22 protein-coding genes are annotated in these 21,651 nt (G+C 61.2%); 7 read left to right on the plus strand and 15 right to left on the minus strand.

What is annotated here, in order from left to right:
• The 7 genes from thiL to KZ772_RS08790 form a co-directional block, all read right to left on the minus strand.
• Window positions 1-954, minus strand: coding sequence for a thiamine-phosphate kinase (gene thiL / locus KZ772_RS08760; RefSeq protein WP_290539407.1), 954 nt, complete (start codon window positions 952-954; stop codon window positions 1-3).
• 40 nt (window positions 955-994) lie between these two features.
• Window positions 995-1,447, minus strand: coding sequence for a transcription antitermination factor NusB (gene nusB / locus KZ772_RS08765; protein ID WP_290539408.1), 453 nt, complete (start codon window positions 1,445-1,447; stop codon window positions 995-997).
• A 60-nt stretch (window positions 1,448-1,507) separates the two neighbouring features.
• A complete protein-coding gene (ribE, locus tag KZ772_RS08770; protein ID WP_290539409.1) occupies window positions 1,508-1,978 on the minus strand; it encodes a 6,7-dimethyl-8-ribityllumazine synthase in 471 nt (156 codons plus the stop codon).
• A gap of 66 nt (window positions 1,979-2,044) precedes the next feature.
• Window positions 2,045-3,154, minus strand: a complete 1,110-nt coding sequence (gene ribBA / locus KZ772_RS08775) for a bifunctional 3,4-dihydroxy-2-butanone-4-phosphate synthase/GTP cyclohydrolase II (protein ID WP_290539410.1) — start codon at window positions 3,152-3,154, stop codon at window positions 2,045-2,047.
• A 206-nt stretch (window positions 3,155-3,360) separates the two neighbouring features.
• A complete protein-coding gene (locus KZ772_RS08780) occupies window positions 3,361-4,026 on the minus strand; it encodes a riboflavin synthase (protein ID WP_290539411.1) in 666 nt (221 codons plus the stop codon).
• 84 nt (window positions 4,027-4,110) lie between these two features.
• Complete coding sequence (ribD, locus tag KZ772_RS08785; RefSeq protein WP_290539412.1) at window positions 4,111-5,253, minus strand: bifunctional diaminohydroxyphosphoribosylaminopyrimidine deaminase/5-amino-6-(5-phosphoribosylamino)uracil reductase RibD; 1,143 nt, start codon at window positions 5,251-5,253, stop codon at window positions 4,111-4,113.
• A gap of 10 nt (window positions 5,254-5,263) precedes the next feature.
• Window positions 5,264-6,232 carry a LysR family transcriptional regulator gene (locus KZ772_RS08790; protein WP_290539413.1) on the minus strand — a complete coding sequence of 323 codons (969 nt, stop codon included), beginning with the start codon at window positions 6,230-6,232 and terminating at the stop codon, window positions 5,264-5,266.
• Between the two features lie 96 nt (window positions 6,233-6,328).
• On the opposite strand from KZ772_RS08790, the gene KZ772_RS08795 reads away from it, so the two are divergent.
• Both KZ772_RS08795 and KZ772_RS08800 read left to right on the plus strand, forming a co-directional pair.
• Window positions 6,329-6,535, plus strand: coding sequence for a hypothetical protein (locus KZ772_RS08795; protein ID WP_290539414.1), 207 nt, complete (start codon window positions 6,329-6,331; stop codon window positions 6,533-6,535).
• Window positions 6,525-7,460 carry a sodium-dependent bicarbonate transport family permease gene (locus KZ772_RS08800; RefSeq protein WP_290539415.1) on the plus strand — a complete coding sequence of 312 codons (936 nt, stop codon included), beginning with the start codon at window positions 6,525-6,527 and terminating at the stop codon, window positions 7,458-7,460. Before KZ772_RS08795 ends, KZ772_RS08800 begins: the two co-directional genes overlap by 11 nt.
• 84 nt (window positions 7,461-7,544) lie before the next feature.
• Here KZ772_RS08800 and nrdR read toward each other — a convergent pair whose 3' ends face one another.
• Genes nrdR through glyA form a run of 3 tightly spaced genes read right to left on the minus strand, consistent with a single transcriptional unit; the run spans window position 7,545 to window position 9,734 of the window.
• Window positions 7,545-8,015 (minus strand): transcriptional regulator NrdR, encoded by a 471-nt coding sequence (nrdR, locus tag KZ772_RS08805; protein ID WP_035244983.1) that lies wholly within the window; start codon window positions 8,013-8,015, stop codon window positions 7,545-7,547.
• Between the two features lie 53 nt (window positions 8,016-8,068).
• Window positions 8,069-8,425: a four helix bundle protein gene (locus tag KZ772_RS08810; protein ID WP_290539416.1), complete on the minus strand. Its 357-nt coding sequence runs from the start codon at window positions 8,423-8,425 to the stop codon at window positions 8,069-8,071.
• A gap of 52 nt (window positions 8,426-8,477) precedes the next feature.
• Window positions 8,478-9,734 (minus strand): serine hydroxymethyltransferase, encoded by a 1,257-nt coding sequence (gene glyA, locus KZ772_RS08815; protein WP_290539417.1) that lies wholly within the window; start codon window positions 9,732-9,734, stop codon window positions 8,478-8,480.
• 292 nt (window positions 9,735-10,026) lie between these two features.
• Between glyA and KZ772_RS08820 the strand changes: the two genes are divergently transcribed.
• The 5 genes from KZ772_RS08820 to KZ772_RS08840 all read left to right on the plus strand — a co-directional run bounded on the left by KZ772_RS08820 (window position 10,027) and on the right by KZ772_RS08840 (window position 14,293).
• Window positions 10,027-11,196: a LuxR C-terminal-related transcriptional regulator gene (locus KZ772_RS08820; protein ID WP_290539418.1), complete on the plus strand. Its 1,170-nt coding sequence runs from the start codon at window positions 10,027-10,029 to the stop codon at window positions 11,194-11,196.
• A gap of 136 nt (window positions 11,197-11,332) precedes the next feature.
• Window positions 11,333-13,000: an energy-dependent translational throttle protein EttA gene (gene ettA / locus KZ772_RS08825; protein ID WP_290539419.1), complete on the plus strand. Its 1,668-nt coding sequence runs from the start codon at window positions 11,333-11,335 to the stop codon at window positions 12,998-13,000.
• A gap of 68 nt (window positions 13,001-13,068) precedes the next feature.
• Entirely contained in the window at window positions 13,069-13,422 is a 354-nt protein-coding gene (locus KZ772_RS08830; RefSeq protein WP_290539420.1) for a PilZ domain-containing protein, read from the plus strand.
• A gap of 16 nt (window positions 13,423-13,438) precedes the next feature.
• A complete protein-coding gene (locus KZ772_RS08835; protein WP_290539421.1) occupies window positions 13,439-14,050 on the plus strand; it encodes a sigma-70 family RNA polymerase sigma factor in 612 nt (203 codons plus the stop codon).
• Window positions 14,051-14,059: 9 nt separating this feature from the next.
• Window positions 14,060-14,293, plus strand: a complete 234-nt coding sequence (locus tag KZ772_RS08840; protein ID WP_290539422.1) for a zf-HC2 domain-containing protein — start codon at window positions 14,060-14,062, stop codon at window positions 14,291-14,293.
• A gap of 285 nt (window positions 14,294-14,578) precedes the next feature.
• On the opposite strand, the gene KZ772_RS08845 is transcribed toward KZ772_RS08840, so the two are convergent.
• The 5 genes from KZ772_RS08845 to KZ772_RS08865 all read right to left on the minus strand — a co-directional run bounded on the left by KZ772_RS08845 (window position 14,579) and on the right by KZ772_RS08865 (window position 21,560).
• Window positions 14,579-17,734, minus strand: a complete 3,156-nt coding sequence (locus tag KZ772_RS08845) for a CusA/CzcA family heavy metal efflux RND transporter (RefSeq protein WP_290539423.1) — start codon at window positions 17,732-17,734, stop codon at window positions 14,579-14,581.
• Window positions 17,728-19,257, minus strand: a complete 1,530-nt coding sequence (locus KZ772_RS08850; RefSeq protein ID WP_290539424.1) for an efflux RND transporter periplasmic adaptor subunit — start codon at window positions 19,255-19,257, stop codon at window positions 17,728-17,730. Before KZ772_RS08850 ends, KZ772_RS08845 begins: the two co-directional genes overlap by 7 nt.
• Window positions 19,250-20,563 carry a TolC family protein gene (locus tag KZ772_RS08855; protein WP_290539425.1) on the minus strand — a complete coding sequence of 438 codons (1,314 nt, stop codon included), beginning with the start codon at window positions 20,561-20,563 and terminating at the stop codon, window positions 19,250-19,252. Before KZ772_RS08855 ends, KZ772_RS08850 begins: the two co-directional genes overlap by 8 nt.
• 121 nt (window positions 20,564-20,684) lie before the next feature.
• Entirely contained in the window at window positions 20,685-21,104 is a 420-nt protein-coding gene (locus KZ772_RS08860) for a hypothetical protein (protein ID WP_290539426.1), read from the minus strand.
• Window positions 21,105-21,137: 33 nt separating this feature from the next.
• Window positions 21,138-21,560, minus strand: coding sequence for a hypothetical protein (locus KZ772_RS08865; RefSeq protein ID WP_290539427.1), 423 nt, complete (start codon window positions 21,558-21,560; stop codon window positions 21,138-21,140).
• Between the last annotated feature and the right edge of the window lie 91 nt (window positions 21,561-21,651).

The raw sequence follows: 21,651 nt of genomic DNA on the forward strand, positions 1-21,651 counted from the left end.
TCAAAAATGCTGCCAGCCAGAGGCTCGCATCGTAGTGACTGTTCCGTCTGAACCTGCCAGTCGCAGGCCATCCTGCTGCTCCACCACCCCCAGACAATAGCAGCCCGGCGGCAGGCTTTCCTGTGCTGGCAGGGTAAAAAGCAGCAGGTAATCATCACCGCCCTGCAATTGCAGACGACGTTGTTCTGCCTCGCTGCAACCGGCAAGTACAGCACTGTTCAACGGCAGGGCGTCTTCCTGCAAGCAAGCGCCCAGACCACCGGATGCGGCCAGAATATGGCCCAGGTCCGCCAGCACCCCGTCGGAGATATCGATACAGGCCGTGGCACGACCCCGCAGCGACAGCCCCAGATTCAGTTGCGGAGACGGGCGCCGGAAGTGATCAATAGCGGCACCACTGCGCACACCCCGCTGCCATTGTTGCAGCCCCAGCAGGCCGGCGCCGGTAACACCGCCTACACAGATGCGATCACCGACCCGGGCGCCGTCACGGCGCAGGGCCTGCCCCGGCGGCACTGCCCCGGTGGCTTGAATGGAAACGGACAGCGGACCCCGGGTCACGTCGCCCCCCACCAGAGAGATGCCGGCCTGGTCCGCCAGCGCAAACATGCCATCGGCAAAGCCGGCCAGCCAGGCTTCATCCACATCGGGCAGGGTCAGCGAGAGCAGAAACCAGAGGGGGTCGGCGCCCATGGCCGCCAGGTCGGACAGATTCACCGCCAGGCAGCGGTAACCCACGTCGGCAGCATCCATGTCGTCAGGAAAATGGCGACCGGCCAGGCTGGTGTCCTGGGTCATCACCAGTTGCTGATCGGCAGGGGGGACCAGGATGGCCGCATCATCACCAGGGCCGAGCAGCACGCCGGCATTCGGGCCGTGATGAAGATGGCGATGAAAGTAACGCCGGATCAGGGAAAACTCATCCAGTGTGTGCGGCTGCGTGGAGTCTGTCATGGGAGAAGCATAGCGCGCAGGCAAGCCTGCGCGCACCCGCTCAATCGCGGAAAGGACGTTCTGACGCTTCCTGGTAGCGCAGCTTTCGCGCCAGCTTGTCGAGCACGCCGTTGACGTACTTGAAGGAATCGTCGGCACCGAACACCTTGGCCAGTTCGATACCTTCGTTGATCACCACCCGGTAGGGTACATCCAGCCGCTCTTTCAGCTCGAAGGCGCCGAGGCGCAGGATCGCTTTCTCGATCTGGGACAGCTCCTCTACCCGGCGATCCAGATAGGGCGTAAGCAGCTCGTCCAGCTCTTTCACCTGGGCCGGCACACCGTGCAGCAGGTCATGGAAATACTCGCGATCAGCCTTGGCAAAATCCTGGTTGGCCAGGAACTGGGCTTCGATGTCGCTCACTGCGGCACCAGCCAGCTGCCACTGATACAGGGCCTGCATGGTGAATCGGCGCGCCTTGCGGCGGGCACTGGGTGTGGAAGGATTGTTCATGCTGCCTCAACGTCAGGAAGTGGTGCGGGACGCCTGCGCCCCGCGCCGCGTCCCGAATAATTACAGTGCCTTAAACAGGGAGACCATTTCCAGCGCGCTCATGGCCGCTTCGGCACCCTTGTTGCCGGCCTTGGTGCCGGAACGTTCGATGGCCTGCTCGATGGTATCCACGGTCAGTACGCCGAAGACCACCGGCACACCCGTGGCGTTCTGCACAGAGGCAATACCCTTGGCGGCTTCACCGGCCACATATTCAAAGTGGGCGGTGCCACCGCGAATCACCGCACCCAGGGTGATCACCGCGTCGTAGTCACGCTTTTCGATGATCTTCTTCACTGCCACCGGCATTTCCCAGGCACCGGGCACACGGATGATCTCGATGTCATCCGGGCTAACACCGTGACGGACCAGCGCATCCACGGCGCCTTCCAGCAGGGCTTCCACCACAAAACTGTTGAAGCGAGCCACGACGATGCCGTAACGACCGCCCACATTGTTCAGGGTACCTTCAAGGGTCTTGATGTTTTGCATACCTATTTTCCTGTCATCCGGCGGCTAGCCGCGCCGCTTTGCGTTACTGTTTCGGCGCGCGGCGCCTTAGCTGTCTGCTTCCACGTACTCGGTGATTTCAAGATCGAAACCACTGAGCGCATTGAATTTCATCGGCGAGCTGAGCAGGCGCATCTTGCGCACGCCCAGGGCCTTGAGAATCTGGGAGCCGGTGCCGATGTTGCGGTAGGCCCGGGATTCCCCTTTGGGTTTGCTGGCAGTGCCGCCGAAGAAGGCTTCCAGCCGCTCCACGGTATCCTGGGATTCATAGTCCTGCCCCAGAATAATCACCACCCCGGCATCCGCACCAGATATCGCTTCCAGAACCCGGTGCATGTTCCAGCCGGTTCGACCGTTCATCTTGGCACTCATCAGATCCCGCAGCGGGTCCACCTGGTGCACCCGTACCGTCACTTCCCGGTCTTCGCTGATCTCGCCTTTCACCAACGCCACATGAGTAAGCCCGTCCACGGTGTCGCGGAAGGCCACCAGGCGAAAATCACCGTACCAGGTATCCAGCGCATTATCGGATACCTGCTCAATGGTTTTTTCGTTCAGTGCGCGGTACTGAATCAGATCGGCAATGGTACCGATTTTCAGGTCGTGCTCCTTGGCGAACACTTCCAGATCTTCCCGGCGGGCCATGGAGCCGTCTTCGTTCATCACCTCGCAGATCACCCCGGCGGGCTCGCAACCGGCCAGCATGGCCAGATCGCAAGACGCTTCGGTGTGGCCGGCGCGACGCAGTACGCCACCGGGCTCGGCCATCAGCGGAAAGATATGCCCGGGCTGAACGATATCGTAGGCGCGGGCATTGCGGGCCACGGCGGCCTGCACGGTGCGGGCTCGGTCCGCGGCGGAAATACCGGTAGTCACCCCTTCACGGGCCTCGATGGACACGGTGAACTTGGTACCGAAACCGCTGCCATTGCTCTGTACCATCAACGGCAGTTCCAGCAGCTCGCAGCGCTCCCGGGACATGGGCATACAGATCAGGCCACGGCCATACTTGGCCATGAAATTGATGGCTTCGGCGGTGACATGCTCGGCGGCCATCACCAGATCGCCCTCGTTTTCCCGGTCTTCATCATCCATCAGGACAACCATCTTGCCCTGGCGAATGTCTTCGATCAGTTCTTCAATACTGTTGAGCTGCATAGTGGTACTCGACCTATTAAGCGTGGAAGCAAACAGCACTTCCTCTGCATTTTTCACCGGTGATGCGCTGCAAGCGACAAGCCGCAAGCTACAAGGAAAACCAGTGCAAACCCTCTCTTTCGGTATCGCATAATCAAGCCTGCAATTGATGGCAACTCGCTTTCATCGCGTTGAAGCTAGTCTCTTGCAGCTTGTTACTGGCGGCGTCAGCCGCCCTTCAAAAACCCGTTTTCGGCCAGAAACGCCATGGAGATGCCTTCCGCATTCGGCTCGGCGGCCTTGTTGCCCAGCAACAGGCGCTCCAGATAGCGGGCGATTATATCAACTTCCAGGTTCACTGGCGTCCCCACCTGCCATTGGCCGATGGTGGTCACGTCCTGGGTGTGGGGGATGATGTTCAGGGAAAATACCGCACCGTCCACGCTGTTCACCGTCAGGCTGATGCCATCCACAGTGATCGAGCCCTTGTGGGCAATATAGCGGGCCAGCTCCGCCGGGGCTTCGATATCAATGCGTACCGAACGGGCATCCTGCTTCATCTGCACGATCTTGCCCAGGCCATCCACGTGGCCGCTGACCAGGTGACCGCCAAGCCGAGTGGTCGGTGTCAGTGCTTTTTCCAGGTTTACCTGGCTGCCCACGGCGATCTGCTTGAGAGAGGTCAGCGACAGGGTTTCCCCGGATACATCCGCCTCGAAGCCACCACCTGGCAAGGCCGTGGCGGTCAGGCAGACACCGTTGACGGCAATGGAATCCCCCAGCTGCACATCGGAAAAATCCAGCGCGTCGCTCTTGATCAGCAGGGTCACATCGCCCCCCTTCGGGGTCATGGCCGCGACCTTGCCCATGGCTTCAATAATGCCGGTAAACATGGAAATGCCTCTCGATTTCACACCGTAGGAGCGTCGCTGGCGGCGCGATCCCCGGCGTTGGTTATCGCGCCGCCAGCGACGCTCCTACGGCAGGGGTTGTCCGGCCGGAGTCAGCGTCAGACGAAGATCACCGCCCACCATCCGCACGTCCTGCCACTTTAGCGATACCTTCTCGCTCATGCTGGCCAGTTGCGGCAAACCCAGTAGCGGGCGCGCCGATGAGCCCAGCAGGGCCGGCGCCATATAGACGATCAGTTCATCGAACAGCCCCTCGCGAACGAAGGCCCCGGCCAAGGTGGCGCCACATTCTACCAGTACTTCGTTGCATTCGCGCCGGTTCAGTTCGATCAGTAACTGTTGCAGGTCAATCCCGGACCCGGAGGCGGGCAAAAGCATCACCTCCGCGCCGGCGGATTCCAGGGCATTCTGGCGCCCCGGGTGCTGCTCGCCGGCCACCAGCAGACAGTGTCCGGGGGCACTGACCACCGGCACATCCGGCGGGGTTTGCAGGGTACGGTCGAGGATCACCCGCAGAGGCTGACGCACCCACTGGCTATCGGTCTGGCGATGATAATCCGCACGCTCCCACTGGTCCGGGCGCACGGTATAGGAGGGACGGTCTGCCAGCACCGTCCCCACGCCGGTAATCACCGCCGAGCTTCGCGCCCGCAGCCGCTGCACATCCTCACGGGCAGCAGGGCCGGTAATCCACTGGGACTCGCCACTGGCCATGGCCGTGCGGCCATCCACACTGGCGGCGATCTTGATACGGATAAAGGGTCGCTGGCGTGTCATGCGTGAAATGAAGCCCGGATTCAGCGCCCGCGCTTCGCTTTCCAGCAAGCCGGTTGCGGTGTCGACTCCCGCCGCCGCCAGTCTCGCCATGCCATTGCCCGCCACCTGGGGATTCGGGTCTTCCATGGCGGCGATCACCCTGGCCACCCCGGCGGCCACCAGCGCATCTGCGCAGGGCCCGGTACGACCGGTGTGGGAGCAGGGTTCCAGGGTCACGTAGGCGGTGGCCCCGCGAGCACTGTCACCCGCTGCCGCCAGGGCATGACGCTCCGCATGGGGCTCGCCAGCACGGGCATGAAAGCCCTCGCCGACAATCTCGCCATCGCGCACCAGCACACATCCCACCCGGGGGTTGGGGTCGGTGGTATACAGCCCCAGCTCCGCCAGCTGCAGGGCGCGGGCCATGTAGTGAGTGTCCAGACGCGTAAACATGGCTGGCATTCTACTGGATGCGGGAGTCCGGTGCCGCAACAAAGCGATCCGCATCCTCGACAAAATCCGCCAGCACCGCTCTGCCCTCGCTGGCCATGAACTGCTGGAACGCCTGCGCCACGATGGAGAGCCGCTTCCCGGAAGGCCGCACCAGGTACCACTGGGTCACAATGGGCAGGCCGACCACCTTCAAGGGGGCCAGCCCCACCCAACCACCCAGATTGAGGGTATGGGCCGACAGGATCGAAATGCCCAACCCGGCCATCACCGAATGGCGGATGGCCTCATTGCTTTCCACCGTCATCTTCACATTCAGCTGCTTGCCCTGCTGCTGCAGATAGTGCTCGATGGCATGGCGGGTACCAGAGCCTGGCTCGCGCATCAGAAAAGGCTCCCTGGCGATGTCATCCAGGGTCAGAGAGTCACGGCGAGTCAGAGGGTGGTGTTCGGCGGCAATGGCCACCAACGGATTATCCAGGAAGGCACTGGAGATCAGCGGGCGGCCGCCGGGAACATGACTGAAGACGCAGAAATCATCCAGCCCCTGCTCCAGCCGCTCGATGATCTGCTCACGGTTACCCACATGGAAAGACACTTCCACGCCGGGATACCGGGCACAGAAGGGGCCCAGCAAATGGGGCACGAAATATTTGGCGGTGCTGACCACCGCCAGGCGCAGGGTGCCGGCCTTGAGTCCGCGCAGATCCGCCAGGGTCATGTCCAGGTGCTCGAACTCCTCCAGTACCCGGCGGGCACTGGCCACCGCCGCCAGCCCCGCGTCGGTAAAGCGTAACTTGCGCCCCTGTTGCTCGTAGAGCGGCATCCCCATGGCATCCACCAGTTTGCGCAGCTGCATGGATATCGTGGGCTGGGTCAGGTGCAACATTTCCGCCGCCCCGGTCACGGTGCCCGCCTCATGCACCGCCAGCAGGATTTCCAATTGTCGGAGAGTGCCCACGCGGGCATGTAACCGGCTCATAGATAGACCTTTATCTATATTAAACCTAGATAGTATCTATTTTTATCTAATCTTTGTCTCTCGGATAATAGCCCCCGTTTTGACCCAGGAGGCCCTATGCCACAGCACACTCGACAGCGTCTTTTCATTCTCTTCGTTGCCCTGCTCAACCTTGGGCTGGCCACAGCGCTCATCGTCAACGGGCACGCCGGCCTTCCGCTGGGGGTGATCGGCATTGCCTTGCTGCCGCTGGCCTGGCTGGCAGGGCGCAACCCGGCCGCCACCACTGACGCCCAGCGAGGCGGGGATAGCTATGCAGCTTGATGCGGTAGTGCTTTTCTTCGTGCTGGGGCTGGCCGCCGGCGTATTGAAGGTTCGCCTTCCCTTCCCCGGCGGCCTTTACCAGAGCCTGACCCTGTTCCTGCTGCTGGCCATCGGCCTGAAAGGCGGCGCTGCCCTGGCGGAACATGCCAGCCTGCGGATTGTCCGGGAATCGTTACTGGTGGTGGGCTTCGGTGTGGTCCTGCCGTTACTGGCATTCCCGCTGCTGCGCCATGTGGGCGGCCTTAACCGGGTCAACGCGGCCGCCATTGCCGCCCATTATGGCAGCGTCAGTGTGGCCACCTACGCTGTCGCCGTGGCAGTGCTGGATGCCGCTGGCGTGGCCTACGAGCCTTACTTCCCGTTGTTTGTGGTGCTGCTGGAGATTCCCGCCATCATTGTCGGCCTGGTGCTGGCAAAGGGGCTGTCCGCCGGCCTGGCCAGTCGCCAACTGGCCCATGAAACCCTGCTCAGCCCCGGCATCGTGCTAATGGTGGGCGGCCTGCTGATCGGCGCCTTCGCCGGCGACAGCCTGAACAAGATATCCCCCTTCTTCATGGACCTGTTCCAGGGCGCCCTGGCCCTGTTCCTGCTGAAAATGGGGCTGATCACCACAGAACAGCTCGGCGCTCTCAAGCAAGACGGCCCGTTCCTGACCGCCTTTGGCATCTTCATGCCGCTACTGGCGGGCGGACTGGGCGCCCTGCTGGGCCAGGGGCTCGGCCTGTCGGTGGGCGGCATCACCCTGCTTGCCGTTCTGGGAGCCAGCGCGTCCTATATCGCTGTGCCCGCTGCCATGCGTGTCGCCCTGCCCCAGGCCAACGCCACACTGTCGATGGCGGCCTCACTGGGTATCACCTTTCCGTTCAATGTGCTGGCCGGTATTCCACTGTATCTGCTGCTTGCCCAATGGCTGCACGGAAGCTGAGCATCGGCGTCGCAGCACAACGAAAAAAGCCACCGGTCATGCTCGCTGACCGGTGGCTTTTCAATGCTCAACTTGACGAAAAGACTAGTCGTCTTTCTTGTCACTTCTTCCGCGCAGGCGATCCACCTCGGCAGAAAATTCGGAAATATCCTGAAAGCTGCGATACACGGACGCAAAGCGCACATAGGCCACATCGTCCAGTTGCTGCAACTCTTCCATCACGAACTCACCCAGCTCCCGAGCTGGCAACTCACGCTCCCCGGTGGCCCGCAAACGATGGCAGACACGACTGATCGCTGCCTCCAGATCCTCCATGCTCACCGGCCGTTTCTCCAGAGCCCGCAACATACCGGCACGCAACTTGGCTTCATCGAATGGCTGGCGAGTGCCATCGGATTTTACCAGTCGCGGCATCACCAGCTCGGCCGTTTCAAAGGTGGTAAAGCGTTCGTTGCAGCTAAGACACTCACGCCGACGACGCACCTGCCCACCGTCTGCGACCAAACGGGAATCGATCACTTTGGTGTCTTGGGCGCTGCAGAAAGGACAGTACATTGGGGATCCAGTTAATAGTTAACAGTGAACAGTTAATAGCGAGAACAATCGCATTATCCTCGACGCTTGGTAGTTTTGATAATGGCTATCAGCAATCTCAACAGCTCTCGGCAATCTGCCTGCAGGGAGGCTCCCGCTTCTTCGTTGAAGTACTCCGAATCTGACAACAGATCAATCCAGTAATCCGTTTCATTGGCTTCCTTCAGGGCAATGTGCATTTTGTGGATAAAATCCAGCCGGCTCTCAGCATACTCTGCCTCACGAATCAGGGCACCGATGGCCGTTCCACTTCGCAGCAGCTGCTTGCTAAGCACATATTCCCGCTTCTGACTTTGCAGGTACTGGCAACTTTTCACCACCCGCAAAGCAAAAGCGCGGGATTTCTCCCGCGCCACAAACCCGTCCGTCATCCATGACCCCGTGTTTTTGCTGTTAACTATTCACTGTTAACTGTTCACTGAATTACCGCTCGTACACCGGCAACCGCGCACAAATCTCCTTCACCTTCCCTTTAACGGTCTCGATCACGGACTCATCGCCCATGTTGTCGAGGATGTCGCAGATCCAGCCGGCCAGGGCCGAAGCGTCAGCTTCATTGAAGCCACGACGAGTGATGGACGGGGAGCCGATGCGCAGGCCGGAGGTGACGAACGGGGAACGCGGGTCGTTGGGGACAGCGTTCTTGTTCACGGTGATGTTGGCGCGACCCAGGGCGGCGTCAGCATCCTTACCGGTGATGTCCTGCTTGATCAGGCTGAGCAGGAACAGGTGGTTTTCAGTGCCGTTGGAGACCACGTCGAAACCACGCTCGATAAATACGCTGGCCATGGCCTGGGCGTTCTTCACCACCTGCTGCTGGTAGCCCTTGAAGTCCGCCTGCATGGCTTCCTTGAAGCAGATCGCCTTGGCGGCAATCACGTGCTCCAGCGGACCACCCTGACCACCGGGGAACACCGCAGAGTTGATCTTCTTCTGAATTTCTTCGTTGGCCTTGCCCATGATCAGGCCGCCACGGGGACCACCCAGGGTCTTGTGGGTGGTGGTGGTGGTGATGTCAGCGATGCCCACCGGGCTCGGGTACACGCCCGCGGCAACCAGACCGGCCACGTGGGCCATGTCCACCAGCAGGATGGCGCCCACTTCGTCGGCGATATCCCGGAAACGCTGCCAGTCCACCACCTGGGAGTAAGCGGAGAAGCCGGCGACGATCATCTTCGGCTTGTGCTCACGGGCCAGGGCTTCAACCTGCTCGTAATCGATCAGACCCGTGTCGTTATCCAGGCCGTACTGCACCGCATTGTAGGTCTTGCCAGAGAAGTTCGGCTTGGCGCCGTGGGTCAGGTGGCCACCGGCGTCCAGGCTCATGCCCAGTACGGTGTCACCCGGCTGCAGCATGGCCATGTAGACCGCGCCGTTGGCCTGGGAACCGGAGTGCGGCTGCACATTGGCCCAGTCGGCGCCAAACAGCTCACAGGCCCGGTCGATGGCCAGCTGCTCGACCACGTCCACATTCTCGCAACCGCCGTAGTAGCGCTTGCCCGGGTAGCCTTCCGCGTATTTGTTGGTCAGCACGGACCCCTGGGCTTCCATGACCCGTGGAGACGCGTAGTTTTCAGAGGCAATCAGCTCGATATGCTCTTCCTGGCGAACTTCCTCGGCCTCGATGGCCGCCTGGATTTCCGGATCGAACTCGGCGATGGACATGGATTTCGGGAACATGGGCTACCTGTCAGCATGCAAAGAGATGGGTTGGGGCGCGTATTCTACCCAAAAGCCAGCGGCTTGGCACATGAAGGACTTTCATTTCTCCATGACCGGCTTTCATTGTTCTGGCCCGTTCATCGGCCTGATCGTGAGACCTGTGTCACATTTATTGCAAGCAGCCGGGCAAGCTGCCTAAACTGTTGCCCACGGGGAATACCCACAAAAACTCTAAGGGAACCAGCAGCTGGTCAACGGCGATACCAGTTGCACCCACAATAGTACCGTAAAGCGTGCTTTGGGGAGCGCCATGGAAAGAGCAGCCATCGACAATGCGACAACCAACGTCGCAGAGGATCTTCTTGCGTTTGTCGGCGACATTTATCAAGCCTCATACCAGCCCGAACACTGGAATGTGGTCATTAGCGAGCTGTGCCGGCGACTGGGTGCCAAGTCCGGCGGCATCCATGTTGAGGACTACCATCAAAATACACGGTACATGATGGCCTGTTACGGCCTGCCCAAGGTCACCGAGTTATCCTACCGGTTGGGCGTTGCCAAATATGACCCCGTTTACCAGATCCAGAGTCAACGCCCCATCGGCAAGGCCAGCATGGTGTCCCGGCATGATGAAGCCCGGCTGACTCACCCGCTCTACTATCGCCTGATCGTAAAGCCCAATGATTTGGGCTACGTGGCCGCCATCAGTTTCTTCAATGATGAGCATTGGCATGTGGGCATTGGCGTTCACCGTTCCTTCAACGCCCAACCGTTCGGGGAGGCGGAGTTACAACTTCTCGACCAGCTCGCCCCACATTTCCAGCGGGCACTACTGATCCAGCGTCAACTTCACCTGCAGGAAAGCAAGGCACAAACCCTGGAATACGCGCTGTCCAAAGTCATGCTGGGCACGGTCATTGTCGACCAGGACAACACCATCCGTTACCGCAATGATCTTGCCGACAGGCTGCTGGACTGTCACCCCGCCCTGGTACAGACCCAGCAGGGGTTCAAGGCTTATTACCCTGACGACGACGAGAGACTCCGGGAGATGCTGCAGCGCCTGCGAAAAGCCCCCGACGGGGAAGGCTGGCCACGGGACCAGGCCGTCGGCCTACGTCACCCGGACCGAAGCCACCCTCTTACTGTAATCGGGGTACCCTGTCACGAAACCCCGCATTCACGGTTTGGGCCGGCAGAGCCTGGGCTTGTGGCCCTCTATCTGTCCGACCCTAGCGCCTCTTTCAATGCCTCCGCGGAGCAGCTGATCCAGACTTTCGGCCTGACCCGCAGGGAAGCCGGCATTGCCATTGCCCTCACCAACGGCCTGGATCTCAAGGAAATCAGCGCCCAGAAAGGTGTTAGCCTGGCCACGGTGCGCACCCAGCTCAAAAGCATCTTTCACAAGCTCGGTGTCAATAAGCAGCAGGACGTCATCCGGATCCTGCTCGCCAGCGGCATTGGCAACGCCCCACACTAGGAAGCCTGCAACTGCCCACCTCCTACTCCTCAGGGGCCCACAGCCTTTCACTCGGCGCCGCTTTCCGTTAGCTTAGGCGCCATTCCGACGGGGCCCGCGGGGCCCCGCACACTTAATGACACTGCGGTCGGAGTTTATGAGCCAGTACATCTTCACCATGGACAAGGTGGGCAAGGTTGTCCCACCGAAAAAGCACATCCTCAAAGACATTTCCCTGTCGTTCTTCCCCGGCGCCAAGATCGGCGTGCTGGGCTTGAACGGCTCAGGTAAATCCACCCTGCTGCGCATCATGGCCGGCGTGGACAAGGATTATCTGGGTGAAGCACGGCCGCAGCCGGGTATCAACATCGGCTACCTGCCCCAGGAGCCGGAGCTGGACCCCAGCAAAAACGTCCGCGAGATCGTGGAGGAAGCCCTGTCCGAGATTCTCAGTGCCCAGCAGCGACTGGATGAGGTCTACGCCGCCTACGCGGAAGAAGATGCGGATTTCGACAAGCTGGCCGCCGAACAGGCCAAGCTGGAAGCCATCATCGAAACCAGCGATGCCCATAACCTGGAGCGCAAGCTGGAAATCGCCGCCGACGCCCTTCGCCTGCCGCCCTGGGATGCCAGCGTGGAGCACCTGTCCGGGGGTGAACGCCGCCGAGTGGCCCTGTGCCGCCTGATCATGAGCGCCCCTGACATGCTGCTGCTGGATGAGCCCACCAACCACCTGGACGCGGAATCCGTGGCCTGGCTGGAGCGCTTCCTGCACGAATTCCCCGGTACCGTGGTGGCGGTGACCCACGACCGCTACTTCCTGGACAACTCCTGCGAATGGATTCTGGAACTGGACCGCGGTGAAGGCATCCCCTGGAAAGGCAACTACTCCTCCTGGCTGGAACAGAAAGAGAAGCGTCTGGAGCAGGAAGCCAAATCCGAGTCCGCCCACCGCAAGACCGTGGAAAAGGAACTGGAATGGGTACGCCAGAACCCCAAAGGCCGGCGCAGCAAGAACAAGGCCCGGGTAGCCGCCTTCGAGGAACTGGCCAGCCAGGAATTCCAGAAGCGTAACGAAACCCAGGAACTCTATATTCCGCCGGGTGAGCGCCTGGGCGAGCAGGTCTTCGAGCTGCACAATGTAGCCAAGGAATTCGACCACAAACTGCTTTATGAAGATCTGAGCTTCCAGATTCCCCGTGGCGCCATCGTCGGCATCATCGGTCCCAACGGTGCCGGTAAAACCACCCTGTTCCGCATGCTGGCCGGCCAGGAAAATCCTGACAAGGGCGAGATCGTTATCGGCGACACCGTGCAGATGGCCTACGTGGACCAGAGCCGCGAAGACCTGGACGGCAAGAAGACGGTCTGGGAAGAAGTCTCCGACGGTAACGACATTCTCAAGATCGGCAATTACGAAGTTCCCAGCCGCGCCTACCTGGGCCGCTTCAACTTCAAGGGCGGCGATCAACAGAAACGGGTTGGCGATTTGTCCGGCGGGGAACGAAATCGTCTGCACCTTGCCAAACTTCTCAAGCAGGGCGCCAATGTGCTGCTGCTCGATGAGCCTACCAACGATCTGGATGTGGAAACCCTGCGGGCCCTGGAAGAAGCCCTGCTGGCTTTCCCGGGCTGCGCCATCGTGATCTCTCACGATCGCTGGTTCCTGGATCGGGTGGCCACCCACATTCTCTCCTTTGAAGGGGATGCGCGGGTAGAATGGTTCGAAGGCTCCTATACCGAGTACGAGGAGTTCAAACGCAAACAGCTGGGCGACGACGCCCTGCAGCCCAAGCGCATGAAATACAAGCGTATCGAGGTATAGGGCAATTGAAGGGTCACCCCGGCAACAGGAGCGTCGCCGGGGTACGGGGATCGATAAGGACAAACAACATGAATGAACGGCGCCGGGCCAATCGCGTTGCCTTTGATGGTGAAGCCACTCTGATCTTTCAGCAGGACACCTTTGCAGTGGAACTGGTGGACCTGTCCGTCATGGGCGCCCAAGTCCACAGCAATCAGCCGCTGGCCCTGCCAGACGCCTCCCCGGTCACCCTGACCATTACTCTGGAGGATTCGGATATCCACCTGACCCTGCCTGGCACCGTCAAACGCCAGCAGGGGCTGGAAATCGGCATCATGTTCAGCCGTCCTTCCGTGGATGACATGCAGCACCTGCGCCGGCTGGTCATGTTGCACCAGGGAGACGATGGCGAAGACGACCCCAGCAATCTCCTCCCCCGCTAGCCAACCGGAACTGCCAATGGCCGATACCCAGCTGGAAGACCCCCGATTCATCGAACAGCTCCGCCAGGGGGATCGGTCCGCCTTTGGTAAACTCGTCAAAGGCCATCATAATATGTTGTTGGCCACCGCCCGCACCTTGCTCAACCCCGCAGATGCCGAAGAAGCGGTGCAGGATGCCTGGATTGCCGCACACAGAGCGATCGCAAAATTCGAGGGGCGCAGCCAGTTGCGCACCTGGCTGACACGCATCGTGATCAACCAGGCGAAAATGATGCTAAGAAAGCGTGGTCGGGAAATTCAGTTTGATCCCACCAACGACCCGGACGCCCTGTCTCATCGCTTTCACGGCGACGGCCACTGGCAACACCCTCCGCAGCACTGGGAACTGTCCAGCCCGGACAACCTGCTGACCCGCGAGGAGCTGCGCCGCTGCATGGAGAAGCACCTGCATTTCATGCCGGACAGCCAGCGCCTGGTGCTGGAGCTGCGCGACCTGCAAGGCCTGCCCGCTGAAGACGTCTGTAACATGCTGGAGATCAGCGCATCCAATGTCCGGGTATTGCTTCACCGGGCAAGAGCCCGATTGTTCGAGATGGTGGATCACTTTCAGGAAACCGGGGAATGCTAGGAGTTAAAAATGCTTAAGTGCAAGCATATCACCGAAAAGGCTGATGCCCTGGTCGACGGCAGCGCGCTCAGCCGGCGTGAACGCTTTGCCCTGCGTCTGCACCTGATGATGTGTCGCCATTGTCGCCGCTACGTGCGTCAGCTGCGCGCCCTGCTGGGTTTTCTGCCTCGCCAGGAGGAGCCACTGGAGGATGCCCGCACCGAGGCCATCCTGAAAAAACTGGACGCATCGCAAGGGCACTAATCCGGCCAGCAGGGTCCCTTCACCCATTCTACAACACCATTTCCGTTATCCTTCTTCACTAAAGGTCGGCCCTTTGCTGAGCCTGGCCACTGGATCGTAAAATGATTATGCCAACCACGGGCAGCCCCCATGATCCGGTGCTTTTTACTGATCGAAGACTAGCGCAGTTATGGCAACTATTACTGACTTATCCGGTATCCCCGGTAATGCCTGCTGGAGTAGTTTTACTGTACCCCCTCGCCGAGGCTCAGATAGCACGCTATCGTGCCATCTGAACCATTACGATTAATGGCGCCGCGACCGCTGCTTCCACAACACAAATAACGCCGGAAACACCAGCAACACCACAATCAACGCCGTTATCGTGCCCCCTACCATGGGGGCGGCGATGCGCTTCATCACATCAGCGCCGGTGCCGTCGCTGAGCATGACCGGGATCAGCGAAATCAGCAGGGTCAGGCTGGTCATCAGCATGGGCCGGATTCGGTGCACAGCGCCCTGGGCCACTTCCTCGCACAGCAGCGCCGGACTCATGTCAGGCACTCGCTGGCAGGCCTGCCGGTAGGCGCCATCCAGGTAATGCAGCATCAGCAGCCCCATCTCCGCCGCCAGCCCGGCCAGGGCAATCATCCCCACCCAGACCGCCACGCTCAGTTTGTAATCGAGCAAAAACAGTAACCAGACGGCGCCGATCAGGGCGAACGGCATGGCACTGAGCACAAACAGGGTGTCACTGAGGCGGCCCCGGTGCAGGTAGAGCAACAGGAACACGGCCAGCAAGGTGGCCGGCACCACCCACTGCAAACGTGCCTTGGCGCGCTCGAAGTACTGGAACTGGCCGGCCCAGCCCAACCGGTAGCCGCTGGGCAGTGCCACCTTGTCAGCAACAACGTCCTTGGCCTGTGCCACGTAATCGGCCACCCCCACATCACTTTTCAGGTCCACGAATACGAAGCCCACCAACTGGCCATCTTCATTGCGAATCATGGGGGCCCCGGTACGAAAAGCGATATCCGCCACTTCGGTGATGGGAAGGGTGGCACCGGTGGGCGTGGGGATCAGCAAGCGCTCCATATCCGCGATGGATTGCCGGTAGCTGCGGTCATAACGCACCTGTACGTTATAGCGCTCGCGCCCTTCCACGGTCTGGGTGGCGGCCACTCCGCCCATGGCAGCCATCAGCACATCTTGCACATCCTGCACATTGAGGCCGTAGCGGGCCGCTGCCGGGCGGTCGATATCGAAATCGATAAAGTAGCCACCGGTGAGTCGCTCGGCGAAAGCACTGCGGGTATCGCCGGCGGTGCGCGGGTCCGCCTGCAGGGCCTTCTCGATGGCCACGGCGGTGTTCTCGATCTCCGCAAGACTGTCGCCAAACACCTTGATACCCAGCGCGCTGCGAATGCCGGTGGCGAGCATTTCGGTGCGGGTCTGGATGGGCATCCACCAGATATTGGGCATACCGGGGTAACGCAGCTTTTCATCCATTTCTGCAATCAGGTCATCCCAGCTCACTCCCTCGCGCCACTGGTCACGGGGTTTGAGGGTGATCACGGTTTCCACCATGGACAGGGGCGCCGGGTCGGTGGCGCTGGTAGAGCGCCCCACCTTGCCGAACACCCGCTCCACTTCGGGAAACGCCTTGAGCTGCTTGTCCATGCGTTGCAACACCTTGCCGGCTTCGGTGATCGACATGCCCGGCAAGGCGGTGGGCATGTAAAGAATGCTGCCCTCATTGAGCGGCGGCATGAACTCGTTGCCCAGTTGCCGGGCCACCGGCACGGTGAGTACCAGGGCCAGCACCGACAGCCCCACCACCGGCCAGCGCCAGTGGATACAGAAGCGGATGGCGGGCAGGAACACTGTTACCAGCACCCGGTTGACCGGATTGTTGTGCGAGCGGATGCGACCGCGGATCAACAGCACGGCCAAAGCCGGTATCAAGGTCACCGCCAGAATGGCCGCAAAGCCCATGCTGTAGGTCTTGGTGTAGGCCAGTGGCGAGAACAGCCGCCCTTCGGTGGCCTGGAGGGAAAACACCGGGATAAACGACAGGGTAATGATCAGCAGCGAGAAGAAGATGCTCGGCCCCACATCCTGCATGGCGCTGATGATCAGGGCTTTTCTGTCATCGCCCTCTTCCCTCGCGCCAAGCCTCTTGTGGATGTTATCCACCATCACCACCGCCGCATCCACCATGGCGCCGATGGCCACGGCAATGCCACCCAGGGACATGATGTTGGCGGTCAGCCCCTGGGCCTTGAGCGGGATAAAGGCCAGCAGGATGGCAATGGGCAAGGTGATACAGGCCACCAGCGCCGAACGCACATGGAGCAGGAAGGCAAAGATCACCAGTGCCACCACCACCATTTCTACAATCAGGGTATGGGTGAGGGTATCGATGGCCCGCTGGATCAGGTTGGACCGGTCATAGGTGGTCACCACCTCCACTCCTTCCGGCAGCCCTGCCTGCACGTCTTCCAGACGCTGCTTGACCCGCTCGATCACCGCCAGGGCATTTTCGCCATAGCGCATCACCACGATGCCGCCCACGGTCTGCCCTTCCCCATCCAGCTCTGCCAGGCCACGTTGCATGGCCGGGCCCAGGCTGATGTTGGCCACCTGTTCCAGCCGGATGGGAATGCGATTGGCATCCACGCCGATCACCACATCACGCAGATCGTCTTTGGATTGCAGGTAACCGCGGCCACGGATGAAGTGTTCATGGCCGGCGATTTCCAGTACCCGACCACCCACGTCATTGTTGGAGCGGCGAATCGCCTCCACCACTTTCCTCAGCGGAATGTGGAAACTGGCCAGGCGGTCCGGGTCGATGCTGACCTGATACTCCTTTTCAAAGCCGCCCACGGAGGCCACTTCGGCCACCCCTTCCACGGCGGTGAGCCAGTAGCGCAGCTTGAAATCCTGCAAGGCGCGCAGCTCAGCCAGGTCATGCTTGCCGCTCTTGTCCACCAGGGCGTACTGGAACACCCAGCCCACCCCGGTGGCATCCGGCCCCAGTGTGGGGCTGACACCTTCCGGCAATTGCTGGCTGGCGGTGTTCAGGTATTCCAGCACCCGCGAGCGGGCCCAGTAGATATCGGTGTCGTCCTCGAAGATCACATAGACAAAGCTGAGCCCCATGAAACTCTGGCCACGCACAAAGCGCACATTGGGGACACCCAGCAAGGCGGTGGTGAGTGGATAGGTGATCTGGTCTTCCACCAGATCCGGGCTGCGTCCGTCCCACTCGGTGAACACGATCACCTGGGCATCGGACAGGTCGGGAATGGCATCCAGCGGCACCTGCAACAGGCTGCGACCGCCCCACAGGGCGGCCAGCAGCACCAGCAACAGGGTGATGCCCGGCTTGCTGGCACAGAGCGCAATCAGGCGGGCAATCAGACCCGGCGGCGGTGACGGCGGATTCGGGCTTACCATTGCGCCACCCCCGCTTTCATCTTGCTCTCGGACGCGATCAGGAAGGTGCCGGCAGTGATGATGGCCTCCCCTTCTTTCAGCCCATCACGAATGACGATCTGCCCGTCGATACGGTAACCGGTACGCACCGGCACCGGCATCAACCGGCCGCCCCCCTGATCCTTGAAGACAATCCGCTTGTGACCGGACACCAGCACCGCGTCTTCCGGCACCAGCAGCTGCTCACCCAGTGGCACCTGCAGATTGACCTGGGCGAACTGACCGGGCTGATAACGGCCCGCCTCATTGTCCAGCGACAGGCGCACCCGGGCGGTGCGGGTATCGCGCTGCAGGAATGGGTCCACGTGGGCCACCGTGGCCGGGATGGCAGACTGGCCGGCAATACGCAGATCGGCCGTCAGGCCGGTTTCCAGCAGCGGCACGTCCTGTTCATAGGCAAATGCCTCCACCCACAGCCGGGACAGATCCGCCAGACGAAGCAGCGTCTCGCCGCTTTTTACCGCCGAACCGGGCAGCAGATGTTTCTCGATCACCACCCCGGATGCTGGCGCAAAAATCGGAAAGTAGTCCTGCGCCTTTCCTCGTTTGGCCAACCACTGCAGTTGCGGATCGGTGATACCGGCACGCATCAGCCGTTGCCGTGCCGCCGAGCGCAGGCGGGCATTGCCGCTGCGGCGAGCGCGTAGATAGTCTTCCTGCAGGGTCAGCAGCTCCGGGCTGTAGACGGTGAACAGTGTCTCCCCCTGTGAGATCGCCTGCCCTTCATCGGTGACCTTCAGCTCACCAATCCAGCCGTCAAAACGCAGACTGATATCGGTAAGCCGGCTCTCGTCGTAGGCAAGCTGCCCCTGCAAGCGTAACGGCAGAGACACGGTTTCGCGTGTGACTTTACCGGTCCTGATGCCGATGGTCTGGCGCCGCCCCTCCTCCACGCGAATGCTGCCGCTGTTAATTTCTTCATGGGTGACCGGCACCAGATCCATACCACAGATCGGACAGGTGCCCGGCGTGGCGGATTTCACCGAGGGATGCATGGAGCAAGTGTGGTAAGCCACCTCCCCCGCGGGCGTGGCCGTGGCCAACCGCAGGCCTTCCCGGCCTGTAGCCATATCGAAGGTCAGATCCACATGGTTTTCGCCCTCAGCAATATCCACCGCCAGGGGCCACTCCCCGGCCATGGTCAATTCGAAGCTGCCTTCATAGCGGCCCGGCGCCACTTCGGTAATCTCCGCCGGTGCATACATGGCGGACATGGTGCCCATGGCCGGCATTTCTCCCACCGCCCTTACCTCGGCGCCGCCAAGCGGCTGACCGTCGTTGTCACGGACCAGAATCTGTAGCTGGTTTTCGCCTACCACCGGCTTGTCTGGTGTCACGGTAACGGCCACTCGATAGGGGCCGGCGCTGATAAAATCGGCATCGCTCATGGCCTGACTGCCAGGCTCGGCAGCACTCCACCACCAGAGCAACAGGGCCAGCCCCACAACCACTACCTCAATGACCAAAATCGTACGCTTATTCATGGTGGCCACCGTTCTCGCTGTGGTTTGTTGATTGCCAGTCGGACACAAACACCAGGCCGGCGGCGGCGGTAAGCTGGGCAAAACCGGTGCGCTGTTGGTAGTACGCCTGGGCCTGTTGTTCCTGGGTGGTCAGCAGCTGCCGCTGGGCGGTGAGAATGCGCTGAAAATCCGCCTCCCCGCTGCGGAAGGCATCCCGGCTGGCGGCCAGGTTTTCGCGGGCCAGCGGCAGCAGCTCGTTGGCGTACAGTCGCAGACGCTTGCCGGCTTCCCGGTAGTGGCTGGCGGCCTGGGCCAGCTGCTCCCGCAGGGCCAGCAGGCGATCCCGTTGTTCCCAGTCCAGCGCCTGCTGGTCGGCGCGCAGGGCCGCTTCCTGGCGGCTGCGCCCTCCCTGGTCCAGCGGCAGGTTGATGCCGACACCCACCACCCAGCGCTGGTCCTCGTTCATCCACAGGCTGTTGTAGCGGGTCATCAGTGAGAAGTTCGGATAGCGCTGTTTTCTGATCCGTTCCAGCTCGTGTTGCTTCTGCGACTGTTCTGCCTGCAGGGCGCGAATCTGCGGCTGTTCATCCAGCACCGATAACCGCTGTGTCAGTTGGTCATCGCTAATCGCCGGGATGCCGTCATTGGAGAGATCCGGCAGTGCTGTTGCGGTTGGCAGATTCAGGGCTTGCCGGATCTGGCTGCTGTCCCGTTCCAGGGCAGCTTCCAGCTGGATGGCGTTTTCCATGAGCAGGTGCCGCTCATGCTGTGCCTGCAGCAGCGCCGAGCGGCTTGCGGTGACGCTGGCATAGCGATCCTCCAGGGTGTCGATCAGCAACTGCCAGAGCCGCTGGTTTTCCCGGTTGATGGCCAGCCGCTGACGGCGGTAGTCCCGGCGCGCCAGCGCCAGCCGTAACTGCCGGGCCAGCTCCACCTGATGGTGGGCAGTCATGGCCTGAATACCGGCGACCCGGTCGTCGGCCAGTTGGCGGTCCAGGCTCAGAGTGCCGGGCCAGGGCAAGGGCTGACTGAGTTCGACGATATAGCCATCATCGAGCTGGTCATTGCCGAAGGTGTTGGGCGCCACACCGACGGACAGGCGCGGATCATCCAGGCGCCCGCTGGCCTCGCTGCGATGCTGCGCCGCCTGATGCCGGGAAAGATAGGCCTGTTGTGCGGGGTTGCAGGTCAGGGCTTGCTGTACCAGCCCCTCGGTGGTGGTGGCCGGTGCTTCACAGGCCGCGTCTGCCCAGCCGGGCCGGGCCATCAGCAGCGCGGCAAGCAGCAGCCAGCGCCTGGTAAACGCTATGGAAAACAGGGGTTGCATGGATTGACTCCCAATCCTGGCAGGCCGGACACCGCGATCACATACACGCGACGCCGACACTGCCGGTTAAACTCAATGCATCAGGGGGTGTGGTCGCACTGAGTGGCGACGGGGGAGTCAATCAAATGCGCAGGCGGCGGGTTTCCAGCCAGGTATGGGAACCCGGATCAGCGGGGTTGTCGCCGATAGCGACCAGGGCAGAGGGCGCCGCTGTGACGTCAGGGAGGAGATCCAGTGATACCAGCACAAAGGCCAGCGACGCCTCGGGCAGGTCCGGCACCAGGCGTGCCTGGACAATGGACGGGCTGTCATTGTCGCTGTCTTTCAGGGACAGGGTATTCTCCAGGTCACAGCAGCCGCCATTGCGGTCCGGCATGGGTGCTTCGTCACTGGCCATGGCCATGCTCTCGCAACAGCAATCCGAGGCGAGACCACGGTGGGTGTCCACCATCTGGCAGGCAAACACCGTCTGCACCTGGAACAATAGCCCAAGCAGTATCAGCCCGATCAGGGCACGCTGACGGTGTTGCCGATGGATCATAACCCGGTTCCAGAATCTGTTAGCACGACTATATCAGCTGGAGGAGTGCGGCGGCAGCCCCGGCGTGGCCCGGTCACCGGCCACCCACTTGGCGCTATCCATCACATCGAACGCCAGGCTGATGCCATTGATTACCACCAGCAGCACCGCCAGCCCCAACTCCAGGGCACCCGCTTCAGCGCGGAAGCCGCTATCGGCCAGCAGCATCAGCAGATAGATTTCCAGCGGCCCCCAGGCAATCAGGTGCGGGATCGACAGCACCTTGTTCATGCCCCGGTAGATCCACATCAAGGGGCCATTGGTGGCCGCCACAAACAGCGCGGCCAGTGCAGCGGCCATCCCCACCCGGGTATCGAGCAGAAAAAACGGCAGCACATTCACCGGCACAAGGATGCCTACCACCCAGATCTGCACCCACAGTGGCAAGCTGCGCAACGAACGCCAGATATCATTCATCCGATCCATCATCTTTTTCCGGTAGGGTTTCTGGTGTGCACAAATGATGCCCTGGATCCAGGCTTGTTACAGATCCAATGCCTGGCGCCCT

The organism is Alcanivorax sp. (assembly GCF_019431375.1).
Taxonomy (GTDB): domain Bacteria; phylum Pseudomonadota; class Gammaproteobacteria; order Pseudomonadales; family Alcanivoracaceae; genus Alcanivorax; species Alcanivorax jadensis_A.